The organism is Phenylobacterium sp. (assembly GCF_030680185.1).
GTDB lineage: Bacteria > Pseudomonadota > Alphaproteobacteria > Caulobacterales > Caulobacteraceae > Phenylobacterium.
The window spans coordinates 24,420-47,385 of record NZ_JAUXVZ010000062.1; the positions used below are offsets into that span (position 1 = coordinate 24,420).

Below are 22,966 nucleotides of genomic sequence, written 5' to 3' on the forward strand. Positions count from 1 at the left end.
CCCTGCCCCGAAGCTCTGCGCTTCGGGGCTTACGGCGAATTCACTCGACGATGCAGGCGCGCCCGTACACCGTCACGGCGAAGGTGTACGGGGACTGCTGACGATGAATTCCACCCTGACAATCGCCGCGATGGGCTTGGTTCTGGCCCTGCCGGCCTGCGCCCAGCGCCCGGAGTCGGCGGCCACGACCGGTCGCCTGAACTGCCCTGAACAATCAGGCTCCCTCGACCGCATCGAAGCGGCGGCTGATGGACGGTCCTGCCGCTATCGCATGGCCGACGGGGCCGAGGTCGAGCTTCGGCTGATCGACGTCGTCGGCGATGCGCGCGCCACTCTGGCCATGCTGGAGACCGAACTGGCCGCCGCCCTGCCGGCGGAGACGGCGGACGCCACGCCGAGCGCCACGGGCGCCGAGGCTGAGGAAAGCGCAGCCCTGGCGGCGCAGGCGGTAGCTGAAGCCCAAGCCGATGCAGGGGGCGACGTTTCGAATTCGGCCGACACCGGATCAGGCGCCGCCCGGGTGGACGTGGGCGACTCGCGCATTCAGGCGCAGGACGACTCCGTCAGCATCAATCTGCCGGGACTGAAGATCGACGCCCAGAATGAAAGCGCCAACGTCCGTATTGGACCGGTGTCGATCAACGCCTCGGACGACGGGGCGACGGTCAAGATCTATCGCGAAGTGCGCCTGAAAGGCGAAGCCCTGGTGCGGGAAAAGCGGGGGGTGCGGGCCACCTACATCCTGGCTGGCGAGCCCCGCCCGCATGGCGCGGCCTATGTCGGCCTTGAGGCCGGGGGCCCCAAAACCGGTCCCCTGACCGTGGCCATCGTCACCTCCGCCACGGCCGAAGCAGACGACGAAAGTCTCAAGGACGTCCAGAAGCTCGTCCGCGAGAACGGCGGGGTTTAGGACCCGAAAGCCCGCCCCGCCGGCTCGCTTCAGGCCGGTTGGACTTCCATGACCTTGTAGGTCAGCGGCCGGCCGTCTTCATCCGTCACCGTCACATATTCGCCGACCGCGAAGCGATGCTCGCCCAGGCGATGGAGCGGCTCGTCATCCTCGGTGTCGTCGCTGTCATAGTCGAAGAACCAATGGTCCCGGCGCTTGGCCAGGCGACCGTCCACGGCGTCTTCGTCCGGCGCAAACCGTCGGACCACGCATTCGGCGCGGGACTTGGCGTAGGCCTCATCATCAAGATAGCCGTCAGCGGTGAGCGGGGCCGTCAGGGCGTAGCCCCGATGGTCGTCGCCGCCGGCGAACTCGGTGCCGGGGTTGCGGGCGAGCCGCATGACAATCCGCGATAGGGTCATGGAAGACCTCGAACTAGTGGGACAGGAACAGGGACGGGGAATCGGCCGCCAGAAGCGAACGGGTGGTGCCGCCGAAGATGAACTCCTGCAGCCGGGGATGGCCGAACGCGCCGGCCACCAGGATCTCGGCCCCGGCCTTCTCGGCCGCATAAAGCAGCATCGGCGCGGCCTCGCCGGAATCCGGCAGCACTTCGCACTCGGCCTTGACGCCGCGGGCGGCCAGGTAGGCCTGCAGACGACCCGGATCGAGAGCGCGCGTGGTGGCCCGCGGCGCCGTCAGGATCACCACCTTGGAGGCCTTTTGCAGCAGGGGCGTCGCCTGGCGCGCGGCGCGGGAGGCTTCCTTGCCCCCGTCCCAGGCTACGGCGACCGTGCCGCCGACCTTGAGCCCCGGACGCGCGATCAGGACCGGTCGCTGCTCGTCGGCCAGGACCTCCTGGAAGGCTTCCGACAGCGGACCCCGGCCACGGCCGGGCTCATCGGAAAACACCACCACGTCCGACAGCCGGCTCTCGGCGGAAAGGTTGGCCCAGACGGGCGTTTCGAGGGCCATGAAGCTCTTGGAGCCGTAGGCCAAGGCGGCCATGGCTTCGCGGGCCTTCTTTTCGCCGACGGCTGCGGCCTCCTTGAGGGACTCCAGGGCCGTCGCCTGCACGCCGCCCATGAAGCCCTCGCCCATCCAGGGCATGACATCGGCAACGTCGGCCGGCGTGTAGATCCCGGCCAGTTCCGCGTCGAAGGCTCCGGCGATCAGCGCGCCAGCCTCCAGAACAACACGATCGCCTTCGCCGCCGGACAGCGGCGCCATGATTCTCGCCCACGTCATTTGATTCCCTTTCCTGAGAACAGGATGATGCGTCCCGTGATCTATGCGTGCATTGATCTGCGCCAAGCCGCGCACCGATACAGCGGGACCATAGGACTGTGAGAGGAACGCCGCGATGAAGAAAGGGCTGCGTCGCAATGTGCGCGAACCGCGCGCCTGGCAACGCATGCTGTCAGGCCGTCGGCTGGACCTGCTCGATCCCTCCCCCATGGACATCGAGATCGAGGACATCGCCCATGGCTTGGCCCGCGTGGCGCGCTGGAATGGTCAGACCATCGGCGATCACGCCTTCTCGGTCGCCCAGCATTCCATTGTGGTGGAAGAGATCGTCGCGCACATCCAGCCGGACATCGAGCCCCGCTGGCGCCTGGCCGCGCTGCTGCACGATGCGGCCGAGTATGTGATCGGCGACATGATCTCGCCGTTCAAGCAGGCCCTGGGGCTGGACTACAGGCTGTTCGAAGAGCGTCTGGAGACCGCCATCCATGTGCGGTTCGGCCTGCCGGCCAAGGCTCCGGCCGGGGTGAAAGCCCTGATCAAGCGGGCCGACCATGCCTGCGCCTATTATGAGGCCACGCAACTGGCTGGCTTCGCGGCCCATGAGGCCCTGGACTTCTTCGGCGCGCCGCCGGAGGGGTACGACCTTGTCATCGAGCCGCAGTCGGCATCCCAGGCGCAGGCGCGCTACATTCAGCGCTATCATGTGCTGTCGGAGGCTGCGGGATTCGCCCCGGCCGACGCCGCATTCGATACGGAGTAGCCAGACATGACGATCATCGTCTGCGGCCTGGCCGACCTGCCTTCGGTGATCGCCGCGCGCAGGCCGTCCCATGTGGTGACCCTGCTCGATCCCACGACGATGATCGAAACGCCCGATGGGATCGTTGCTGAGCGCCATCTCAAGCTGGGGGTGAACGACATCGCCCAGCCGGCCGAAGGCCTGACCGCGCCCGACGAGACCCTGGTGGGCCGCCTGTTGACCTTCGCCGAGTCCTGGGACGAGCGCGATCCGATGGTCGTTCATTGCTGGGCCGGGATCAGCCGCTCGACCGCCAGCGCCTTCACCCTGGCCTGCGCGAGAAGCCCTGACGCCGACGAGGCCGCCATCGCCTGGACCCTGCGCAGCCTGGCCCCTCACGCCTATCCCAACCGCCGGATCATCGCGCTGGCCGACGATATGCTGGGCCGCCAGGGGCGGATGGTGGACGCGATCGCCGCGATTGGCGGCAACGGCTTTGTGAGTCTCGGCTCCCCCTTCGACTTCGCCGCGCGCCACTGATGGCCGCAGGCCAGGCCCATCCCCCCATTGTCATCGGCCTGTCGGCCGTGGTCGTCGCGGTGCGCGACGGCGAGGCCATGGTCCTGACCGTGAAGCCCAGGGGCGAAGGGGCCGCCGCCACATCGGATCTTGCCGGCCTGCCCTTCGGCCCATTCGACCCGGACGCGCATCGTACGTTCGAGCTGGCACTGCGCGCCTTCGTGACCGCCCAGACGCGGTTCGATCTCGGCTATGTGGAACAGCTCTACACCTTCGGCGACCGCGGTCGTGACGCCCCCCTGGCCGATATGGGCGGCGGCGATGCAGGGCATGGCGCAGCGGTAAGCCGGGTGATCTCGGTGGGCTATCTGGCCCTGACTCCGACAGCTGTGGAGACCGAAGCGCCGGACACCGCCTGGGCCCCTTGGACACGGTTTTTCCCGTGGGAGGATTGGCGCCAGGGCCGACCAGCCGCCGTGGAGTTGATCGAGGACGCCCTGCGGCGCTGGGCCAATTCCGCCCCTGCGCCCCTACGCGCCACGCGCCTGGCCCGGGCGCGGCTGGCCTTCGCCCTGGACGGCGCGCCCTGGAACGAAGAGCGGGTGCTGGAGCGCTATGAGCTGCTCTATGGGGCGGGCCTGGCGCCCGAAGCCGCCCGGGACCGCAGCGAGGCCGGCGGCGAGCGATCCGAAGCCCTGGCCGCGGCGCTGGGGGCGCCGATGATCTCCGACCACCGGCGAATCCTGGCCACGGCGCTCAGCCGCCTGCGGGGCAAGATCAAGTATCGCCCCGTGGTGTTCGAACTGATGCCGGAGGCCTTCACCTTGTCGGCCCTGCAGCGGGCTGTAGAGGCGGTGGCCGGGGCGCCGCTCCACAAGCAGAACTTCCGCCGGGTGCTGGAGCGCAGCGGGCTGGTCGAGGGCCTGGGTCGGATCGACACCGACACCGGCGGAAGGCCGGCCGAGCTCTTCCGGTTCAGACGAGAGATTCTGAGCGCGCGGCCGGTGTCGGGCTTGTCGCTTCCGCTGCTTCGCGACTGAGCGTCTGGGGCTGGCTCGCCGCCCAGCGCGCCCGGATCTGATCCGAGGTCTCGCGGCTGCCATCCAGGCTCCAGCCCGGGGGGCCAAAGAGATAGCCGACCGCCTCGCGCAGGGAGCGCGCGGTCAGAAGGTCCCGCCCGATCGCCACCCACTCATGAAAGGCGACCCGCAGGAGATTGAAGGTCGCCAGGTTCCTGACCACGCCGTAGCGGCAGGGCTCCTCGGCCAGCTCGGGCTGGAAGGTGCCGAACAGGCGGTCCCAGATGATGAGGACCCCGGCATAGTTGCGATCGAGGTACCGCGGATTGCGCGCATGGTGGACCCGATGATGGGAGGGCGTGTTGAACACGGCCTCGAACCACCGGGGCATTTTCCCGATGGCCTCGGTGTGGATCCAGAATTGGTAGACGAGGCTGATCCCCTTCTGGATCGCCACCATGGCCGGCGGGAAACCGATCAGGGACAGCGGCAGCCACAGGAGCCAGGTCCCGGCCACGCCGCCGGTCCAGGTCTGACGCAGCGCCGTCGACAGATTGTAGTGCTGGGAGGTGTGGTGATTGACGTGGCTCGCCCACCAGAACCGGCGCTCATGGGCCAGGCGGTGGAACCAGTAATAGGTCATGTCCTCCAGCAGGAAGAGCGCGACCCAGGCCCAGATCGCCGTCATCGGAATCTGAAACAGACGGTGCTCGTAGGCCCACAGACTGGCTGCGACGATCACGCCGCCGGTCAGCAGGCCCGCTGTGGTGCTCCCCAGGCCCATGGCCAGCGAGGTGAAGGTGTCCCGCGGCTCGTAGTCGGCCTTGGCCCGCCCAAGTCGGCCGAGGATGATTTCAAGGACGATCGCCAGCACGAAGAACGGCACCGCCAGGGCGACGGGGTCGATGTCGGAGGTCATGCGGCCAGGTCAGCAGGCGGCCAGTTGTCGAAGGCCAGCAGGGCCGTTGGCGCGGCCACGTCGCCCAGATGGATCGAAAGCACGCCGCCCTTGAACATGGCCGAACTGGCCTGGCACCAGGACAACCGGCGAACGGCAAAGCCGTCGCCGACCGCCATCAGCACCAAGGCGCAGGCGCCCGAGCGGGCCAAGGCGCCCTTGCCGTCGCGGGTGATCCAGAGCCGTTCGATAGGCCTGTCTGGAAAGTCTTCGAAGAACAGCTCCCGGGCGCGGGCCTCGTCCAGGGTCCGGGCCGGGCGGCCGATCCGCGCCCAGGCCGACAATCCCACCAGCACGCCGACGGCGGCCAGAGAGCTGCTGAACTGTATAAGGAACGCCTTGTCCACCGCGCTTATCCTCCCCAGAGGGGTCACGGTCGGCTCCGAAAGCGGCCCGGTCAAGCAAAACGGCGCGCCCCGAGCTGGGACGCGCCGTCGCTTCAGACCCGAAAACGGGGTCGGAAAGGCTTAGAACTTGCGGACGTAGCCCACGGCCCAGACGTCGGCCGAGCCGCCGTCGTCCTGGAATTCCTGGCGGGTGTAATCCGCACGGAAGCCGTTCTGACCGTCCAGGAAGTAGCGGCCGCCGACGCCGAAGTTCCAGCTTTCGCCATCAGCCTTGCTGCTGATGCCGGCGGCCGAGGCTTCGATTTCGGTGGTGCCATAGCCGACGCGGGCGAACAGGTCGGCCTGCGGGGTGATCGGCAGGAAGCCGACGCCATAGATGGCGGCGCTGTGGTTGAGCTCCACGTCGATCGGCGAGCCGCCGATGCTCACCGGCGGACGATAGGTGTCGTCCTTCACGCCAAACGCCAGTTCGCCTTCCACGCCCAGATAGGGGGTCAGCTTAGCGCCCAGGCGGCCCTGAATCGCGCCGAGATCGAAGTCGCCGGCGTCGGCATGGGCGTAGCCGACCGAACCATAGATTTCCGGGGCCGACATCGACTGGGCCTGAACGGCGGCGGGCGCGGCGGCCAGGACGGCCACGGTCGCGGCGGCGGTGGTGAGAGACTTCATACTAGGTACTCCGAACTTGGGGACACGCTCCCCCGAGCGGCTCCTCATCGGCGGCAATCGGGGCGAATTCCTGTCCGCCTGCGGACCTTTGCGAGGCAGCCACAGAGTGTGACGAAAGAGCCACATCGCCCCCTGCCCGCTTTTCGCCTCGGCCGTGGTATCAAACCGGCGAAGCCCGGAAGAGGCTGTCTTCGGAGAAGCGATCTTGCATCACGCCGTCATCGCCGCCACGGGGCTCTACACCCCGTCCAACACCCTCACCAACGCCGAGCTGGTGGAGACCTTCAACGCCTATGTGGAGCGCTTCAACGCCCGCAACGCCGAGGCCATCGCGGCGGGCGAAGTCGCGGCCCTGACGCCATCGTCGGAGGCCTTCATCGAGAAGGCTTCGGGCATCAAGTCCCGCTATGTGATGGACAAGTCCGGCCTCATCGATCCGGACATCATGCGCCCGGTGATCGCCGAGCGACCCAACGAAGAGATCTCCATCCTGGCGGAGATCGCCGTCGCCGCGGCCCGCCAGGCCCTGGAGACCTGGGGCAAGCCGGTCAGCGAGATCGGGGCGGTGATCTGTGCGGCCTCCAACATGCAGCGGGCCTATCCCGCCATGGCCATCGAGGTGCAGCAGGCCCTGGGGATCGAGGGCTTCGCCTTCGACATGAACGTCGCCTGCTCCTCGGCCACCTTCGGCATCAAGACCGCCGCCGACTATATCGCCACGGGCTCGGCCAAGGCGGTGCTGATGGTCAATCCGGAGATCACCTCGGGCCACCTGAACTTCTGCGACCGCGACAGCCACTTCATCTTTGGCGACGTGGCCACCGCGGTGATCGTCGAGGCTGCGGACGACGCCACGCCCGGTCAGGGCTGGGACGTGGTCGGCACGCGGCTGAAGACCGTCTTCTCCAACAATATCCGCAACAATTTCGGCTTCCTGAACCGCGCCGCGCCCGAGGGCGCAGAAGCCCGCGACAAGCTGTTCGTCCAGGAGGGCCGCAAGGTGTTCCGCGAGGTTGTGCCGATGGTCTCGGAAATGATCGTCGAGCACGCCCGGGACCTGGCCCTCGATCCCACGGCGCTCAAGCGCCTGTGGCTGCATCAGGCCAATATCAACATGAACGACATGATCGGCCGCAAGGTGCTGGGTCGCGACCCGACGCCGGAAGAGAACGTCATCATCCTGGATGAGTACGCCAACACCTCTTCGGCCGGTTCGATCATCGCCTTCCACAAGGCCAATGACGGGTTCGACGCCGGTGAGATGGGCCTGATCTGCTCGTTCGGCGCAGGGTATTCGGCCGGCACCGTCTTCGTCCGCAAGCGCTGAGGCCGAAGCCAGCGTCCGAAAGTGAAAGGCCCGCCGGGACGATCCGGCGGGCCTTTTGTCTGTCTACCGATCCTTCTCGCGTTCGCCGATGGCCGACTGGGCGGCCGCCAGCCGGGCGATCGGCACCCGGTAGGGCGAGCAGCTCACATAGTCGAGGCCGACCCGCTCGCAGAAATCGATGGAGGCGGGATCCCCCCCATGCTCGCCGCAGATGCCGAGCTTGATCTCCGGCCGCTGGGCGCGGCCCCGTTCGGTGGCGATGCGGATCAGGTCGCCGACGCCCTCCTGGTCGAGGCTGACGAAGGGGTCCTTTTCGAAGATGCCCTTGTCCATATAGGCCGCCAGGAAGCGGCCCGAGTCATCGCGGCTGATGCCGAAGGTGGTCTGGGTCAGGTCGTTGGTGCCGAAGGAGAAGAACTCGGCGTTCTCGGCCAGGTCGGCGGCCCGGATCGCCGCCCGGGGCAGCTCGACCATGGTGCCCACCAGATAGGGGAAGTCGAGCTTGCGCTCCTCCAGCACCTGCTTGGCCACCCGGTCGGTGAGCAGGCGCAGGAACTTCATCTCCTCGCCCTTGGCGACCAGCGGATGCATGATCTCCGGGCACGGTGGGGTCTTGCCGCTCTCGGCGATCTCGCAGGCCGCCTCGAAGATGGCGCGGACCTGCATCTCGTAGATTTCAGGGTAGGAAACGCCCAGGCGGCAACCGCGATGGCCCAGCATCGGGTTGGTCTCGTGCAGTTCCTTCACCCGCCGTTCCAGGGCCGAAAGCTCCAGGCCCGACGATTGGGCCAGGGCCTTCAGGTCTTCTTCGGTGTGGGGCAGGAACTCATGCAGCGGCGGGTCGAGCAGCCGGATGGTGACCGGCAGGCCCTCCATGATGGTGAACAACTCCACGAAGTCGGCGCGCTGCATGGGCAGGATCTTGGCCAGGGCCGTGCGGCGGCCCTTTTCGTCGTCGGCCAGGATCATTTCGCGCACGGCGGCGATGCGGTCTTCCTCGAAGAACATGTGCTCGGTGCGGCAGAGACCGATGCCCTCGGCTCCGAACTGGCGGGCGGTGCGCGCATCCAGCGGCGTTTCGGCGTTGGCCCGCACCTTCAGCCGGCGCAGGCCGTCGGCCCAGACCATCAGGGTGGCGAAGTCGCCGGTCAGCTCGGGCTCGATCATCTTGACGGCGCCGGCCAGAACTTCGCCGGTGGAGCCATCGACGGTGATGACGTCGCCGGCCTTGAAGATGCGCCCGCGGACGCGGAACTCACCGGCCTTGGGATGGATCTGCACCTCGCCGGCGCCGGAGACGCAAGGGCGACCCATGCCGCGGGCGACCACGGCGGCGTGGCTGGTCATGCCGCCGCGGGCGGTCAGGATCGCCTTGGCCGCATGCATGCCGTGGATGTCTTCGGGGCTGGTCTCGTCGCGGACCAGGATCACCGACTCATGGATGGCCGCCAGGCGCTCGGCCTCATCGGCGTCGAAGACGATCTTGCCGGTGGCCGCGCCGGGCGAGGCCGGCAGGCCCTGGGCGATCACGTCGCGCTCGCTGGACGGGTCAATGGTCGGGTGGAGCAGCTGGTCGAGCGAGGCCGGCTCGACCCGCATGATCGCTTCCTCGTGGGTCAACACGCCCTGGGCGGCCAAGTCCACGGCGATCTTCAACGCGGCCTTGGCGGTGCGTTTGCCGTTGCGGGTCTGCAGCATGTAGAGCCGGCCCTGTTCGACCGTAAACTCGATGTCCTGCATGTCGCGGTAGTGGGTTTCCAGGCGGCCGACGACCTCCTTGAACTGGGCGAAGACCTCCGGAAGGGCCTCCTCCATGGAGGGCGACTTGTCCCCCATCTCCTCGCGGGCGATCTTGGTCAGGGCCTGGGGGGTGCGGATGCCGGCCACCACGTCCTCGCCCTGGGCGTTGATCAGGAACTCGCCATAGAGGCGCGCCTCGCCGGTGGACGGGTTGCGGGTGAAGGCCACGCCGGTGGCCGAGGTCTCGCCCATATTGCCGAACACCATCGACTGGACGTTCACCGCCGTGCCCCAGCTCTCGGGGATGTCGTGCATGCGGCGATAGAACTTGGCCCGGTCGTTCATCCAGCTGGCGAACACCGCGCCCACCGCGCCCCAGAGCTGGGCCTGCGGGTCCTGCGGAAAGTCCGCGCCCATCTCGGCGGCGACGGCCTTCTTGTAGTCGGCGACGACCTTTTCCCAGTCCTCGGCGGTCAGGGCGGTGTCCACCGTGACGTCGAGGCGCTCCTTATGCTCGTCGAGGATCTCCTCGAACATGTGGTGGTCCAGGTCGAGGACCACGTTGGAATACATCTGGATGAAGCGGCGATAGGAGTCGAAGGCGAACCGGCGGTCACCCGACAGCTTGGCCAGGCCCTCGACCGTCTGGTCGTTGAGGCCTAGGTTCAGGACAGTGTCCATCATGCCGGGCATGGAGGCGCGCGCGCCCGAGCGCACCGAGACCAGCAGCGGGTTCTCGGCGTCGCCGAAGCGCTTGCCGGTCAGCTCTTCAACCCGAGCCAGCCCCTGCTCGACCTGGGCCTTCATGTCGTCGGGATAGCGCTGCTCGTTGGCGTAATAGTGGGTGCAGCACTCGGTGGTGATGGTGAAACCCGGGGGCACCGGCAGGCCCAGGGACGACATCTCGGCCAGGTTGGCGCCCTTGCCCCCCAGCAGGTTCTTCATGGAGGCGTCGCCATCGGCGGCCCCGCCGCCAAAGGCATAGACCCAGCGCGTCTTAGTCAGGCTCGTCATCGTCCCACTCATCCCGTCACTTGGCTGAAATCCGCCACGCGCCCCATGGCGTCGCGAACCTGGCTCAGAAGCCGCAGACGGTTGTCCCGTTCCGCGGCGTCTTCAGCATTCACCAGAACCTGTTCGAAAAAGGCGTCCACGGGTCCGCGCAGACCAGACAGCGCCTGCATGGCGGCCACAAAATCCTCGGCGGCCAAGGCCTGGACCACTGCCGGCTCGACGCCGGCCAGGGTCTGGACCAGGGCCAGTTCCGCAGCCGGCGCGCCATCCATGGCGACCGCCGGGCCGTTCGGAAGAGCGCTCTTCTTCTCCTCCGCGCGAAGGATGTTGGTGGCGCGCTTGTAGCCGGCCAGCAGGTTGGCGCCGTCCTCGGTGGTCAGGAAGCCGTCCAGGGCCTCGACCCGCGCCACGATACGCACCAGGTCGTCGTCGCCCAGGGCGAACACCGCGTCCACCAGGTCGTGGCGACGCCCCTGCTCTCTCAGGAGCACCTTGAGGCGGTCAGCGAAGAAGGCGACCAGTTCGTCGCCCGCGATCTCTCGGATCGGCAGGCGCAGGCCGCCTTCCAGCACGATGCGGATGACGCCAAGCGCCGCGCGCCGCAGGGCGTAGGGGTCCTTGGAGCCCGTAGGCTTTTCGTCGATTCCGAAGAAACCGATCAGGCTGTCGAGCTTGTCGGCCAGGGCCAGCACCTGGCCAAGCGGGCTGGCGGGGACAGCGTCGCCTGGCCCCTGCGGCTTGTAGTGATCGCGGATGGCGTCGGCGATGTCGGGGTCCAGGCCCTCGGCGCGGGCGTAGTAGCCGCCCATCAGCCCCTGAAGCTCGGGGAACTCGCCGACCATGCCGGTCACCAGGTCGGCCTTGGCCAGCCGCGCGGCCTTGGCCGCAGCGTCCGGGTCCGCGCCGACCAGAGGCGCAAGGCGACGCGCCAGTTGCGTAATCCGCTCCACGCGCTCGAACATCGTGCCCAGCTTGGCGTGGAACGTGACGCCCTTGAGCTTGTCCAGCCGGTCTTCCAGCAGGACCTTGCGATCCTCGTCCCAGAAGAAGCGGGCGTCGGACAGCCGCGCCGACAGCACCTTGGCGTTGCCCGCGGCGATGGCCGCGCCGCCGTCGGCGGCCTGGATGTTGGCCACCGTGATGAAGTGGGGCGCCAGGCCCCCGGTCGCCGGGTTGCGAACGGCGAAATACTTCTGGTGCGTCCGCATGGAGGTGCGGATCACCTCCGGCGGCAGGTCGAGGAAGGCCGGGTCCATGTCGCCGAGCACCGGCGTCGGCCATTCCGCCAGGCCCGAAACCTCGGCCAGCAGTCCCTCGTCCTCGACCAGCTCCAGATTGCGGGCGAAGCAGAGGGTGCGGGCGCCTTCGAGGATCGCCGCCTTGCGCTCCTCGGCGTCCAGGACGACGAAGTGCGCAGAAAGCCCCGTCTGATACTCGTCGAAGTTCCGAGCGCGGAAAGGCTTGGCGTCGCCCATGAAGCGGTGGCCCTCGCTGGTCTCGCCGCTGGCGATCCCGTCGATAACGAAGGGGACGACCACGCCGTCGAACACGCAGACGATCCGCTTCAGCGGCCGGACCCAGCGCAGGGTCCCCCGCCCCCAGGTCATGGACTTGGGCCAGGGGAAGTTGCGCACGATGGACTCGACCATCTCGGCGATGATCTCCGGGGTCGGACGGCCCTTGCGTTCGATCTTCGCAAACCAGACGCCGTCCTGCTCGACCAGCTGGTCGAGGGTCAGGCCGGTGGAGCGGAGGAAACCCTCCATGGCCTTTTCCGGCGAGCCGACACGAGGACCTTTGCGCTCTTCGGTGCGGTCGGCCTGGGCTTCGGGCAGGCCCTCGATCACCAGGGTCAGGCGACGCGGGCCGGCGAAGGCGGTCATGGCCTCGGGCAGGAAGCCCTGCTCGGCCAGGCGCTCACGGGCCATGCGTTCCAGGTCGCGAGCGGCCTGCGCCTGCATGCGGGCCGGAATCTCTTCGGAAAAGAGCTCGAGAAGCAGCTGAGGCATTACTGGACTCCGGCCTCAAGCGGTTGCGGCGAAAGACGTTCTCGACCTTCGGCGCGCTGAACCTCGTTCCACTGGTCCATCAGCGCGCGCGTGGTGAAATGGCCGTAGAGCTTGCCGCCCTTCTCATACTGCCAATCGCTGACTTGTTCGTCTTTAAAGGTGACCAGCGAGCCGTACCGAAGATCTCCGAGATCATCGGGTGGGTTGGCGAGCGTTCCGCGGCCGCCGTCCGGTTCGCGCACCACGTCAAAGACCCAGATGTGCTCCTCCCCATCCCGGGACACCGTGGGAAGACCAACCTTCACGGCGAACTCGCTGTATCCCGGAGGGGGAGCCTCATGGAGACGCCAGAAGATCGGCAGGGTTTCCTGCGCCTGCGCCATCGCAGCGACGACGGCTGGGTCGTCTTCCGTGACGAAGACCATTTCTTCGCTCTCCGGCCGCGCCTCGGCGCAGCCGGCGGCCGTCATCATCAGTCCAGCGCAGAGGGCCAACAGGGCGGGCCTCATGCGTTGCCCCCCTCATTGGCCACCCAGGCCTCGGCGCACATCTTGGTCAGGTCCCGGATGCGGCCGATATAGCTCTGGCGCTCGGCCACCGCGATGGCGCCGCGGGCGTCCATCAGGTTGAACAGGTGGCTGGCCTTGAGCACGTGGTCATAGGCCGGCAGGACGATGGCCTGCCCCTGGGGCCCCTTCATCGCCAGCAGGCGCGGGACCTGGGTCTCCATGTCCTCGAACTGGCGCTTCAGGGTGGCGACGTCGTAGCCGTCGAAATTGGCCGTCGACTGCTGGCGCTCATTCTCCAGGAACACCTCGCCATAGGTCATGGGCGCGGGGCCGTCCGGATCGTTGAAGGCCAGGTCGGTGAAATGGTCGACGCCCTGCAGGTACATGGCCAGCCGCTCCAGCCCGTAGGTGAGCTCGCCGGCCACCGGCCAGACGTCCACGCCCCCCACCTGCTGGAAGTAGGTGTACTGGGTGACCTCCATACCATCGCACCAGACCTCCCAGCCCAGGCCCCAGGCGCCCACCGTGGGGTTTTCCCAGTCGTCCTCGACGAAACGGATGTCGTGCAGGCGGGTGTCGAGGCCGATGGCCTCCAGGCTGCCCAGATAGAGGTCCTGCAGATCGTCCGGGTTCGGCTTCAGGATCACCTGGTACTGGTAATAGTGCTGAAGGCGGTTCGGGTTTTCCCCATATCGGCCGTCCGCCGGGCGGCGGGAGGGCTGCACATAGGCCGCCCGCCACGGCTTTGGGCCGAGCGCGCGCAGCACCGTGGCCGGGTGGAGGGTGCCTGCCCCCACCTCCACATCATGCGGCTGCAGGATCACACAACCCTGGCGGCTCCAATAGTCATGGAGTTTCAGGATCAGGCCCTGAAACGAGAGCGGTTTTTCTGAGGACATCTGGGGCTGATTTGCAGGCGCAAAAAAAGTCGGCGGACCATAGGGCCCGCCGACCTGTGCATCAAGCGCGCGGCGAAGATCAGTTGCCGCTAGGCGTGCTCGCCTTGCCGGCCCGGGAGTCCGGCTCGCCGTACTTGGCCCGGTTTTCCTCGGTGTCGGGGATCGGCCCGTTGGTGACCATTTCAGTCTCGGCCGAGGCCGAGGTGGTCGCCGAGGCCATGGTGCCGGTCTCGGTGGCCGCCGTCGCGTCGCCGCTAGCGACGGCGCCGGGGGCGTTCACGGCGCCGGACATGTCGGAGTCGGTCTGGGCGCCAGTAGACATGCCGCCCGACGTCATTGCTCCGGCCTCAGCGCCAGTCGGTTGGGTGGAGTCCGCAGAGGGAAGACCCGTGCCCGCGTCCGCCGGACTGGCCTGGGTGTTCATTTCGCCCTGGGCTGCGCCGTAGGCGGTCTGGGCCTGAGCGGCGCCAGCGGTCAGTAGAGCCGCGGCCGAAGCGGCGGAGAGGATCAGTTTAAGGTTCATTGCTGCATTCCTTTGCGTTTCAACGAAGCCTGCAGGTCCCCCCCGCCGTCCTGTCAGACTCTGGGCTTAGTTGCCGCTCGTCGCCGAGTTCTCACCGGCGTTCGAGAGGGGCGCGCCATACTCGGCGCGGTTTTCCGGGGTGTCCGGAATGGGTTGCATGGCGCTTTCCTCGGCGGGCGCCGTCGCAGATGTGTCAGAGTCCATGCCGGTGGGCGCTGCTTCGGTCTCAGCCGGAGCCGGCTCTGACGTGGCCGAAGCATCAGCGCCAGCGGCGGCGTCCGCCGGCGGCGTGGCGGCGGCGGCCGGGACGGCGCCGGGCGTCAGCACCTTGTCGACCACATGGACAACGCCGTTGTCGGCCATGATATCGGCCTGGGTGACGCGGGCCTGGCCCACCATCCAGGTGTCGCTGCTGCCGTCGACCTCGACATTCTCACCGGCCACCGTCGGCACCGGACCCTTGGCGCCTTCGATCTTGGAGCCATCCAGCACGGCGTTGACCACGTGATAGGTCAGGAGCTTCTGCAGCTCGGCGCGGTTCTCTTCGGCCATCAGGCGATCGAGCTCATCGGCCGGCAGGGCGGCGAAGGCGGCGTCCGTGGGGGCGAACACGGTGAGATTGCTGTTGTCCTTCAGCAGGCCCACCAGGTTGGTCGCCTCCAGCGCCTTCACCAGCGTCGTGAACTGACCGGAAGCCTGGACCGTCTCGACAATATCGCCAGCCGGGGCGACCTGCGTCGAAGCGCGGGCCGCAGCGCCAGCCTGGGCGGCGGGAACGCCTTCCGACGGCGTGGAGGGCGCGGGCGTCATGGCGTCTTGGGCGTGGGCTGCGCCGGCGATCAGGGCGGCGACGGCCGTGGCGGTCATCAGGCGGGTCAGATGCATGTTCATCCTCTCGTCAGTTGGGAGCACGACCCGGAGCGCCCGGACCGTGGGTCGAGAGGTTTACGCGACCGCCGCCGATCAGTTGCCAGACATCACGGCCTCGTGATCACGGCGGCGCTTGCGAGCACCGCGGCGCCCAAGCCGACGGCGGATATGGGGCGGGTGATTATAGTTTGTGCAGTGGCGGCCCCTGCGCGCCCACAAAACGACCAGCCACAGGCTTTCCTTAACCGGAGGATGTGCGGCGCCACCCCGTTTGGCCGACCGTCGATAGCGTAACAGTCGCCGTCAACCGACACCGTCGGAATGGGGCCATGGGGCTTGGTGACGGCTCGAACCAAAAAGGGGACGCACGGCGTAAAGCCGTCGCGATAGCGAGCGGATGAAACTGATCATGGCGATCGTCAAACCCTTCAAGCTGGACGACGTGCGCGAAGCGCTCGTCGGGGCCGGCGTTGAAGGCCTGACGGTCTCGGAAGTCAAAGGCTATGGCCGCCAAAAGGGCCAGACCGAGATCTATCGCGGCGCGGAGTACCAGGTGAACTTCGTGCCCAAGGTCAAGCTGGAGGCCGTCGTGGACGACGCGGCCGCCGCCAAGGCTGTCGAGGCCATCAAGGCCGCTGCGGCCACCGGCAAGATCGGCGACGGCAAGATCTTCGTCGTCAACGTCGAGGACGCTGTGCGTATTCGCACCGGCGAGACCGGGGCCGCCGCCCTTTAAGGGCGCAACGAAACGGGACAAGGGGATAGTCAAATGTTGTCATTGAATTTCAAACGGCTGGCAGGGCTCATGCTCGCCGCCGCCATCGTCGGGGCGCCTGCCGCCTCGGCCTGGGCGCAGGAAGCGCCGCCGCCCGCCGAGGCCATGGTCGAGGAGTCCTCACCCGTCGCCGACGCCGCCCCGGCCGTTGAGGCGCCCGCCGAAGTCGTCGAAGAAGTGGTCGAGGAAGAAGTCGCCACCATCGACAGCGGCGACACCGCCTGGATGCTGACCTCCACCGCCCTGGTCCTGATGATGACCATCCCGGGCCTGGCCCTGTTCTACGGCGGCATGGTCCGCAAGAAGAACGTCATCGCCACCGTCGCCCAGAGCTTCGCCATCACCGCGGTGATGAGCGTGCTGTGGATGGTCGTGGGCTATTCCCTCGCCTTCTCCGAGAACGGCAACGCCGCCCTGAACCCGTTTGTGGGCGGGCTGAGCAATGCGTTCCTGAGCGGGGTGTCCTACGAAGGGGTGTCGGGTTCGATCCCGGAATACCTGTTCGTGGTGTTCCAGATGACCTTCTTCATCATCACGCCTGCCCTCATCACCGGCGCCTTCGCCGAGCGGATGAAGTTCTCGGCCATGCTGCTGTTCATGGTCCTGTGGTCGCTGGTGGTCTATGCGCCGGTCTGTCACTGGGTCTGGGGCGGCGGCTTCCTGAGCGAAGAAGGCGTCCTCGACTTCGCCGGCGGCACCGTGGTGCACATCAACGCCGGTGTGGCCGGTCTCGTCTGCGCCATCGTTCTGGGCAAGCGCAAAGGCTACGGCGTCGAGAACATGGCGCCGCATAACTTGGTCCTCACCATGATCGGCGCCGCCCTGCTGTGGGTGGGCTGGTTCGGCTTCAACGCCGGCTCGGCCGTCGCCGCCAACGGTCTTGCGGCCGTGGCCATGCTGAACACCCAGGTCGCCACCGCCGGCGCGGTCGTCTCCTGGATGATCATCGAGTGGGTCGAGCGCAAGAAGCCCGGCATGCTGGGCCTGGCCTCGGGCGCCATCGCGGGCCTCGTCGCCATCACGCCGGCCGCCGGCTTCGTCAGCCCGCAGGGCGCGCTGATCATCGGCGTCATCGGCGGCGCGGCGGCCTATGTGGGCGCGGTGTGGCTGAAGAAGCTGCTGAAGTACGACGACAGCCTCGACGTCTTCGGCGTCCACGGCATCGCCGGCATCGTCGGCGCGATCCTCACCGGCGTCCTGGTCGACGCGGCCATCGTGGGCGAAGAAACCGCGGCGGCCGCCAGCCCGATCACGCAGTTCATCGGCGTGCTGGGCACCGTGGCCTGGTCGGCGATCGCCAGCTTCGTCATCCTCATGATCTGCAAGTTCACCACCGGACTGCGGGTTTCCGAGGAAGAGGAAGTCGAAGGCCTCGACCTCTCGCAGCATGGGGAATCCCTGCACGAATAGGTCTGCGACCGACCTCAGGGTCTGACGCAGTGGAACGGGGGTCCTTCGGGGCCCCCGTTTTCGTTTGGGCTCAATGGATCGAGCGAAGGTGATCAGCCAAAGGGCAAGGTCCAGCCCTCATAGGGGCCGGCGCAAGGACACCTGATCAGGTCTCGTCGGGCCAGGGACCGCCCAGTTGGCAACGGCGCACCCACCAGTCGGGGCGCAAGCTCTCCAGGCGCTCGGCCAGTTGTTCGGCTTCGATGTCGCTGGCGCAGAGGGCGAAGCAGGTGGCGCCAGACCCCGACATGCGGGCCAGCAAGACTTCGGGCTCGGCGGCGAGATCGGCCAGGACGTCACCGATCTGGGGCGCGATCGAGATGGCCGCCGCCTCAAGATCATTGCGCTGCAGGCTGAGCCAGCCGGCCAATTCCTCGACGCTCTCGAAGGCGTCCGGCATGGGCGGGGGGGAGACCTCGCCGAAGACGCCCAGGGCGTCAAACTGGCCGTAGACCGCGGCGGTGGAGGCCGGAACCCCCGGATTGATCAAGACCGCAGGACAGGGCGGCAGGCCAGGCGCCGGCGTCAGCACCTCCCCGCGTCCCTCGGCCAGGACCGGCGCGCCCCACAGACAGGCCGCCCCGTCGGCGCCCAGGCCCGCAGCGACAGCCTGCAGCGCCTGGTCGGGCATGTCCGGCGCCCAGGCCGCCCGCAGGAGCCGCAGGGCCGCCCCGGCGTCGCTGGAGCCGCCACCCACGCCTGCCGCCACGGGCAAGGCCTTGTCCAGGATCAGGCCGACCGGCGGCCGGGGCCCCCGCTGGGCGGCCAGCAAGGCGTTGGCCGCCCGCACCACAAGATTGTCCCCTCCCCCCGCAAGATCTGCCGCAAAGGGGCCGGTGAGTCGGAACTCGGGGGCGTCAGCGGGCGTCAGGGAGAGGCGATCGCCCACATCGGCGAAGGCCAGCAACGAACTCAGCGGATGATAGCCGTCGTCGCCGGGCGCGCCGACATGCAGGAAGAGATTGACCTTGGCCGGCGCAAAGGCCTGTCCGAACATGACCGAGCCGCCCTAGCGAACCAGGGGTTGCGGCGCCGGATCGGCGACGGCCTCGCCCGCGGCGGCGATCTTGGGCTGTGGTCCCAGCCCGGATTCCAGCTTGGCCTCGGCGTCCTGGCGCATGCGTGCGTCGGGCTCCAGCGTCAGGACCCGCCGCCATTGGAAGACGGCCTCGTCCCGACGCCCGACCTGCCAGTAGGCGTCGCCAAGATGGTTGTTGACCTCGGGATCGCCGGCCTCGAGCTCAACCGCCTCTTCGAGGATTTCGACGGCCTTGTCATACTGGCCGAGGCGGTAATAGCCCCAGCCCAGGCTGTCGACCATGGCGCCGGAACGCGGATTGGCGTCCACCGCCATCTGCACCATGGCCAGGGCCTCTTCCAGGCGCTCGCCCCGGTCGATCCAGCCATAGGCCAGATAGTTCAGGATGTCGGGCTCATTGGGATTGAGCTCCAGAGCCGCCGACAGATCAGCCTCGGCCTTGGGCCAGTCCCCCAGGCGCTCATAGGCCGCGCCCCGGGCGAACAGAAGCCGCCAGTCGGGCGTCGGGCTGGCCGCGATCAACTGGTCCAGGGGCGCAATGGCCTCGGCGTATTTCTCGTTGGTCCGCAGCAGGTCGGCCAGGGTGAGCAGGGCCACGGGATCACCCTGGCTGGCGTTGGCCCGGGCGATCTCGAGGGCGCGCTCGGTGTCGTCGGCGCCCTGATAGCTCCAGGCCAGCTTGCTCTGGGCGGTGGCGTATTCGGGCTGACCTGGCTTCACCCGCAGGTAAGCGGCGCGCGCCGCCTCGAGGTCTCCGGCGGCGCCCATCAGGTCGCCGACCATCATCCAGGCGTCCACGCGATCCGGATCCAGACGCAGGGCCAGCCGCACATAGGCCAAAGCGAACTGGCTCTGACGGGCGGCCAGCATGGCGGCGGCCGGGGTCAGGATGGCCTCGGCGGCGCCTTGCCGAACAGTCGGCGGCGGCGGCGGACTGCGGCGCGCGAGCGCCCTGGCGCGCGCCTCGTTGAGGGCGGTGTCGCGGGGGTAGTTCGCCAGGGCGCGATCATAGAGCGCCACGGCGTCATCGCGCCGTCCCCGGCGCTCCAGGAACGCCCCATGGGCGATCACCAGCATCGGTGCGGCCTCGGCGCCTTCGGTCAGCGCCTTGAAGTCGGTTTCGGCCTCGTCATAGCGCCGCGCACGCTCGAACTGATAGGCCTGCCCCAACATACCGAAATACTGCACCAGTCGATCACCGGGCACGTCAGGCCTGCGGATCGCCGCCTGCTGGTCGCCGGCCGCCGCAGCCGCCCAGGGCGTCAGCAGGGCCGCGGCCGTGCGATGGGGGAAGCCGATCTCCTGCTCGGTCAACAGGGTGTAGGATTCAGCGCCCTTGCCGTCGGCCAGGGCCTCGACGGCGCGCACCAGCCGTCCGAGACGCTTGGCACCCTCCGACGCGCTTTCATCGACAGGGGCGATCGCCGCGGCGCGCTCGATCTCGCCGCTCAGCACGGCGGCGGTGAAGGCGCGTTCGGCCAGCAGGCCGGGCTGCGCGCTCACATCGGCGGCGCGGTCGAAATAGGCCGCCGCCTGACGGCTCTCGCCGTCATTGAGCGCCGCCTGCCCCGCCAGGAAGAGCCCATAGGAGGAGCGATCCGGCAGGCCCGCGCCGGGCGGGGCCGCGCTCGCGCAGGCGGCGAGAAGGAACAGGGGGACCGTCACGGTCAGGGATCGAAGACGCATCCCCCTAGGGTTTCCTTTTCCACGCGCCGCCGCAAGCGCGCGTGCGTCACATATTCGGATAGTTGGGCCCATCGCCCCCTTGGGGGGTCGTCCAGACGATATTCTGCGACGGATCCTTGATATCGCAGGTCTTGCAGTGAACGCAGTTCTGGAAGTTGATCTGAAACTTCGGGTTCTGCCCGGCCTCGTCGTAGAGCACCTCGTAGACGCCCGCCGGGCAATAGAGGCGCGCCGGTTCGCCAAACCTCGGCAGGTTCACCTCGATCGGCACCGACGGATCCTTGAGCCGCAGGTGGGCCGGCTGGTTCTCATCGTGGTTGGTCGCCGACAGGAAGACCGAGGACAGCTTGTCGAAGCTGATCTCGTTGTCCGGCTTGGGATAGACGATCGGCTTGTAATCCTTGGCCAGGCCGGTGGACTCCGCGTCGGTCTTGCCGTGCTTCATCGTGCCGAAGATCGAGAAGCCGCCGGTCAGATTGCTGATCGTCATGTCGACGCCGCTGATCATGGTGCCGAGCGCCGTGCCGAACTTGGCGATGATCGGCTTGGTGTTGCGGACGATCTTCAGTTCCTTGTGGACCCACGAGGCCTTGAAGGCGGTCTCGTACTCGGCCAGCTCGTCGCCCTGGCGGCCGTTCTGGATGGCGGCGAAGGCGGCCTCGGCGGCCAGCATGCCGGTCTTCATCGCATTGTGGCTGCCCTTGATGCGGGGCACGTTCACAAAGCCAGCCGAGCAGCCGATCAGGGCGCCGCCGGGGAAGAACAGCTTGGGGATGGACTGCAGGCCGCCCTCGGTGATAGCCCGCGCGCCATAGGCGATGCGCTTGCCGCCTTCCAGATGGGGCCGCACGGCCGAATGCTGCTTGAAGCGCTGGAACTCGTCGAAGGGCGACAGCCAGGGGTTCTTGTAGTTCAGGTGCACCACGAAGCCGATGGCCACGTAGTTGTCCCCGAAGTGGTACATGAAGCTGCCGCCGCCGGTCTTGTCGTCCAGCGGCCAACCCAGGGTGTGCTGCACGAGGCCCGGTTGGAACTTGTCGTCGGGAACCTGCCACAGCTCCTTGATGCCGATGCCGAACTTCTGGGGCTCCTTGCCCTCGGAAAGGCCGAACTTGGCGATCAGCTGCTTGGCGAGCGAGCCGCGCACGCCCTCGCCGATGAAGGTGTACTTGGCCAGGAGCTCGACGCCCGGCTGATAGTCGGCGCCCTTGTTCCCGTCCTTGTCGATGCCGAACACGCCGGCGACCACGCCCCGGACCGCGCCGTTCTCGTCGAACAGCACTTCGGAAGCGGCCATGCCGGGATAGATCTCGACGCCCAGCGCCTCGGCCTGCTGGCCCAGCCAGCGGCAGACATTGGCCAGGGAGGCGATGTAGTTGCCGTGGTTCATCATGAACTTCGGCATCGGCAGCCAGGTGATGTCGAGCTCGCCCTGGGGACCGAGATAGATGAACTTGTCCTTCTTGACCGGCGTCTCCAGGGGCGCGCCCTGGTCCTTCCAGTCGGGAATCAGTTCGTTCATGGCGATGGGATCGATCACCGCGCCCGACAGGATGTGGGCGCCGACCTCGGAGCCCTTTTCCAGAACGGCCACGTTGAGTTCGGCGCCGGCCTCGGCGGCCAGCTGCTTGAGACGGATCGCAGCTGAAAGACCCGCAGGCCCGCCCCCGACGATGACGACGTCGTACTCCATGGACTCGCGTTCGACGTCTTCGCTCATTATCCCCTCACACTCCTCTTGTCGGTCGGTCGCGGGCCCCTCACCCTCGCCGACGACGTTGATCCTTTGCGCGTCTTATCGGAAGGTCGGCCCCGCGCGGTCAAGGACAAACCCCGCGAATCTCAAGGATTTCGACGTCTAAGTATGGACCAGACCGCCGCTCCGGCCCCACAGATCCTGATCGAAAGCCTGCTCGCCTTCTGGGCCGACGCCGGGGTTGATTGCCTTTACCAGGACGAGGCGATCGACCGGATCGCCGCAGGGTTGACCCTGCCCCCGCGCCGCGCCGAACCTTCGCCAGCGCCGATGACGGCGGCCGCCGCAGGCCCAGCCAGCGCCGACGCCGCCAAGGTCCAGGCGGACGATGCGATCGTCCTGGCCCGCCGCCTGGCGGCTGAAGCCAAGGACCTGACCGAACTTGCCGCCGCCATCGCCGCCTTCGAGGGCTGCGGCCTGCGCTATGCGGGCGCGGCCCGACAGGCCGTCTTCAACCGCGGCCCCAGCGACGCGCCAGTGATGATCATCGGCGAAGGCCCCGGCGAGGAAGAGGACGTCCGCGGCGAGCCCTTCGTCGGGCGCGCCGGCCAGCTCCTGGACCGCATGATCGCCGCGGCCGGCCTGACCGACCGGGTGTTCATCACCAACACCGTCTTCTGGCGTCCCCCAGGCAACCGAACCCCGACGCCAGAGGAACAGAAGGTCTGCGCCCCCTTTGTCGAGCGCGCTATCGAGCTGGTTTCTCCCAAGATTCTGCTGCTGCTGGGGGCCGCCTCGGCCAAGGCGATGCTGAAGCGCGAAGAGGGCATTCTGGCCATGCGGGGCCGCTGGTTCGAGTGGCGGTCTACGGACGAAAGCCTCGAACTGCCTGCCATGCCGACTCTTCACCCGGCCTTTCTGCTTCGTCAGCCAGCAGCCAAGAAGAAAGCGTGGAGCGATCTCGTCTCATTGGTGCAGAGGCTTGATCGGCCGGACCGGCCCCACTAGACCTTCGCCCGAGCTTCGAGAAAAGGGCCACGGA

Annotated in this window: 22 protein-coding genes; 8 read left to right on the forward strand and 14 right to left on the reverse strand. The window is 67.7% G+C overall.

Annotation, left to right across the window (positions count from 1 at the left end):
* The first annotated feature begins 103 nt into the window (after positions 1–103).
* Positions 104–910, forward strand: a complete 807-nt coding sequence (locus tag Q8L83_RS17015; RefSeq protein ID WP_305289088.1) for a hypothetical protein — start codon at positions 104–106, stop codon at positions 908–910.
* Between the two features lie 29 nt (positions 911–939).
* On the opposite strand, the gene Q8L83_RS17020 is transcribed toward Q8L83_RS17015, so the two are convergent.
* Both Q8L83_RS17020 and Q8L83_RS17025 read right to left on the reverse strand, forming a co-directional pair.
* Entirely contained in the window at positions 940–1,311 is a 372-nt protein-coding gene (locus Q8L83_RS17020; protein WP_305289090.1) for a hypothetical protein, read from the reverse strand.
* Positions 1,312–1,324: 13 nt separating this feature from the next.
* Positions 1,325–2,137: a universal stress protein gene (locus tag Q8L83_RS17025; protein ID WP_305289091.1), complete on the reverse strand. Its 813-nt coding sequence runs from the start codon at positions 2,135–2,137 to the stop codon at positions 1,325–1,327.
* Positions 2,138–2,252: 115 nt separating this feature from the next.
* Between Q8L83_RS17025 and Q8L83_RS17030 the strand changes: the two genes are divergently transcribed.
* The 3 genes from Q8L83_RS17030 to Q8L83_RS17040 are packed head-to-tail and all read left to right on the forward strand — an operon-like array spanning position 2,253 to position 4,435.
* Complete coding sequence (locus tag Q8L83_RS17030; RefSeq protein WP_305289093.1) at positions 2,253–2,897, forward strand: HD family hydrolase; 645 nt, start codon at positions 2,253–2,255, stop codon at positions 2,895–2,897.
* Positions 2,898–2,903: 6 nt separating this feature from the next.
* A complete protein-coding gene (locus Q8L83_RS17035; RefSeq protein ID WP_305289095.1) occupies positions 2,904–3,416 on the forward strand; it encodes a tyrosine phosphatase family protein in 513 nt (170 codons plus the stop codon).
* Positions 3,416–4,435 (forward strand): NAD regulator, encoded by a 1,020-nt coding sequence (locus Q8L83_RS17040; RefSeq protein ID WP_305289097.1) that lies wholly within the window; start codon positions 3,416–3,418, stop codon positions 4,433–4,435. The genes Q8L83_RS17035 and Q8L83_RS17040 overlap by 1 nt, the downstream gene beginning before the upstream one ends.
* Here the strand turns inward: Q8L83_RS17040 and Q8L83_RS17045 are convergent.
* From Q8L83_RS17045 to Q8L83_RS17055, 3 genes are all read right to left on the reverse strand, one after another.
* The gene (locus Q8L83_RS17045; RefSeq protein ID WP_305289099.1) at positions 4,371–5,333 is read right to left on the reverse strand and encodes a sterol desaturase family protein; all 963 of its coding nucleotides are present in this window, start codon (positions 5,331–5,333) and stop codon (positions 4,371–4,373) included. The genes Q8L83_RS17040 and Q8L83_RS17045 overlap by 65 nt on opposite strands.
* Positions 5,330–5,719 carry a hypothetical protein gene (locus tag Q8L83_RS17050; protein WP_305289101.1) on the reverse strand — a complete coding sequence of 130 codons (390 nt, stop codon included), beginning with the start codon at positions 5,717–5,719 and terminating at the stop codon, positions 5,330–5,332. Before Q8L83_RS17050 ends, Q8L83_RS17045 begins: the two co-directional genes overlap by 4 nt.
* Positions 5,720–5,839: 120 nt before the next feature.
* Positions 5,840–6,388 (reverse strand): porin family protein, encoded by a 549-nt coding sequence (locus Q8L83_RS17055; protein ID WP_305289103.1) that lies wholly within the window; start codon positions 6,386–6,388, stop codon positions 5,840–5,842.
* 205 nt (positions 6,389–6,593) lie between these two features.
* On the opposite strand from Q8L83_RS17055, the gene Q8L83_RS17060 reads away from it, so the two are divergent.
* Positions 6,594–7,715, forward strand: a complete 1,122-nt coding sequence (locus Q8L83_RS17060; protein WP_305289105.1) for a beta-ketoacyl-ACP synthase III — start codon at positions 6,594–6,596, stop codon at positions 7,713–7,715.
* 63 nt (positions 7,716–7,778) lie between these two features.
* On the opposite strand, the gene ppdK is transcribed toward Q8L83_RS17060, so the two are convergent.
* The 6 genes from ppdK to Q8L83_RS17090 form a co-directional block, all read right to left on the reverse strand.
* Positions 7,779–10,469 carry a pyruvate, phosphate dikinase gene (gene ppdK / locus Q8L83_RS17065; RefSeq protein WP_305289107.1) on the reverse strand — a complete coding sequence of 897 codons (2,691 nt, stop codon included), beginning with the start codon at positions 10,467–10,469 and terminating at the stop codon, positions 7,779–7,781.
* An 8-nt stretch (positions 10,470–10,477) separates the two neighbouring features.
* Positions 10,478–12,478, reverse strand: a complete 2,001-nt coding sequence (glyS, locus tag Q8L83_RS17070; RefSeq protein ID WP_305289109.1) for a glycine--tRNA ligase subunit beta — start codon at positions 12,476–12,478, stop codon at positions 10,478–10,480.
* The gene (locus Q8L83_RS17075; RefSeq protein WP_305289111.1) at positions 12,478–12,987 is read right to left on the reverse strand and encodes a DUF2314 domain-containing protein; all 510 of its coding nucleotides are present in this window, start codon (positions 12,985–12,987) and stop codon (positions 12,478–12,480) included. Before Q8L83_RS17075 ends, glyS begins: the two co-directional genes overlap by 1 nt.
* A complete protein-coding gene (locus tag Q8L83_RS17080; RefSeq protein WP_300576041.1) occupies positions 12,984–13,886 on the reverse strand; it encodes a glycine--tRNA ligase subunit alpha in 903 nt (300 codons plus the stop codon). Before Q8L83_RS17080 ends, Q8L83_RS17075 begins: the two co-directional genes overlap by 4 nt.
* A 79-nt stretch (positions 13,887–13,965) precedes the next feature.
* Entirely contained in the window at positions 13,966–14,409 is a 444-nt protein-coding gene (locus Q8L83_RS17085; RefSeq protein WP_305289113.1) for a hypothetical protein, read from the reverse strand.
* A 66-nt stretch (positions 14,410–14,475) separates the two neighbouring features.
* Positions 14,476–15,294, reverse strand: coding sequence for a fasciclin domain-containing protein (locus Q8L83_RS17090; RefSeq protein WP_305289115.1), 819 nt, complete (start codon positions 15,292–15,294; stop codon positions 14,476–14,478).
* A gap of 382 nt (positions 15,295–15,676) precedes the next feature.
* On the opposite strand from Q8L83_RS17090, the gene Q8L83_RS17095 reads away from it, so the two are divergent.
* Both Q8L83_RS17095 and Q8L83_RS17100 read left to right on the forward strand, forming a co-directional pair.
* Positions 15,677–16,015 (forward strand): P-II family nitrogen regulator, encoded by a 339-nt coding sequence (locus Q8L83_RS17095; RefSeq protein WP_305289117.1) that lies wholly within the window; start codon positions 15,677–15,679, stop codon positions 16,013–16,015.
* A 36-nt stretch (positions 16,016–16,051) separates the two neighbouring features.
* Complete coding sequence (locus tag Q8L83_RS17100; RefSeq protein WP_305289245.1) at positions 16,052–17,464, forward strand: ammonium transporter; 1,413 nt, start codon at positions 16,052–16,054, stop codon at positions 17,462–17,464.
* Positions 17,465–17,609: 145 nt separating this feature from the next.
* Here the strand turns inward: Q8L83_RS17100 and Q8L83_RS17105 are convergent, their stop codons facing one another.
* Genes Q8L83_RS17105 through Q8L83_RS17115 form a run of 3 tightly spaced genes read right to left on the reverse strand, consistent with a single transcriptional unit; the run spans position 17,610 to position 21,948 of the window.
* Positions 17,610–18,500, reverse strand: a complete 891-nt coding sequence (locus tag Q8L83_RS17105) for a 4-(cytidine 5'-diphospho)-2-C-methyl-D-erythritol kinase (RefSeq protein WP_305289119.1) — start codon at positions 18,498–18,500, stop codon at positions 17,610–17,612.
* A 12-nt stretch (positions 18,501–18,512) separates the two neighbouring features.
* A complete protein-coding gene (locus Q8L83_RS17110; protein ID WP_305289121.1) occupies positions 18,513–20,228 on the reverse strand; it encodes a lipopolysaccharide assembly protein LapB in 1,716 nt (571 codons plus the stop codon).
* 46 nt (positions 20,229–20,274) lie between these two features.
* Positions 20,275–21,948, reverse strand: a complete 1,674-nt coding sequence (locus tag Q8L83_RS17115) for an electron transfer flavoprotein-ubiquinone oxidoreductase (RefSeq protein WP_305289123.1) — start codon at positions 21,946–21,948, stop codon at positions 20,275–20,277.
* A gap of 144 nt (positions 21,949–22,092) precedes the next feature.
* Between Q8L83_RS17115 and Q8L83_RS17120 the strand changes: the two genes are divergently transcribed.
* Positions 22,093–22,932: a uracil-DNA glycosylase family protein gene (locus Q8L83_RS17120; RefSeq protein WP_305289125.1), complete on the forward strand. Its 840-nt coding sequence runs from the start codon at positions 22,093–22,095 to the stop codon at positions 22,930–22,932.
* The last annotated feature ends 34 nt before the right edge of the window (positions 22,933–22,966 follow it).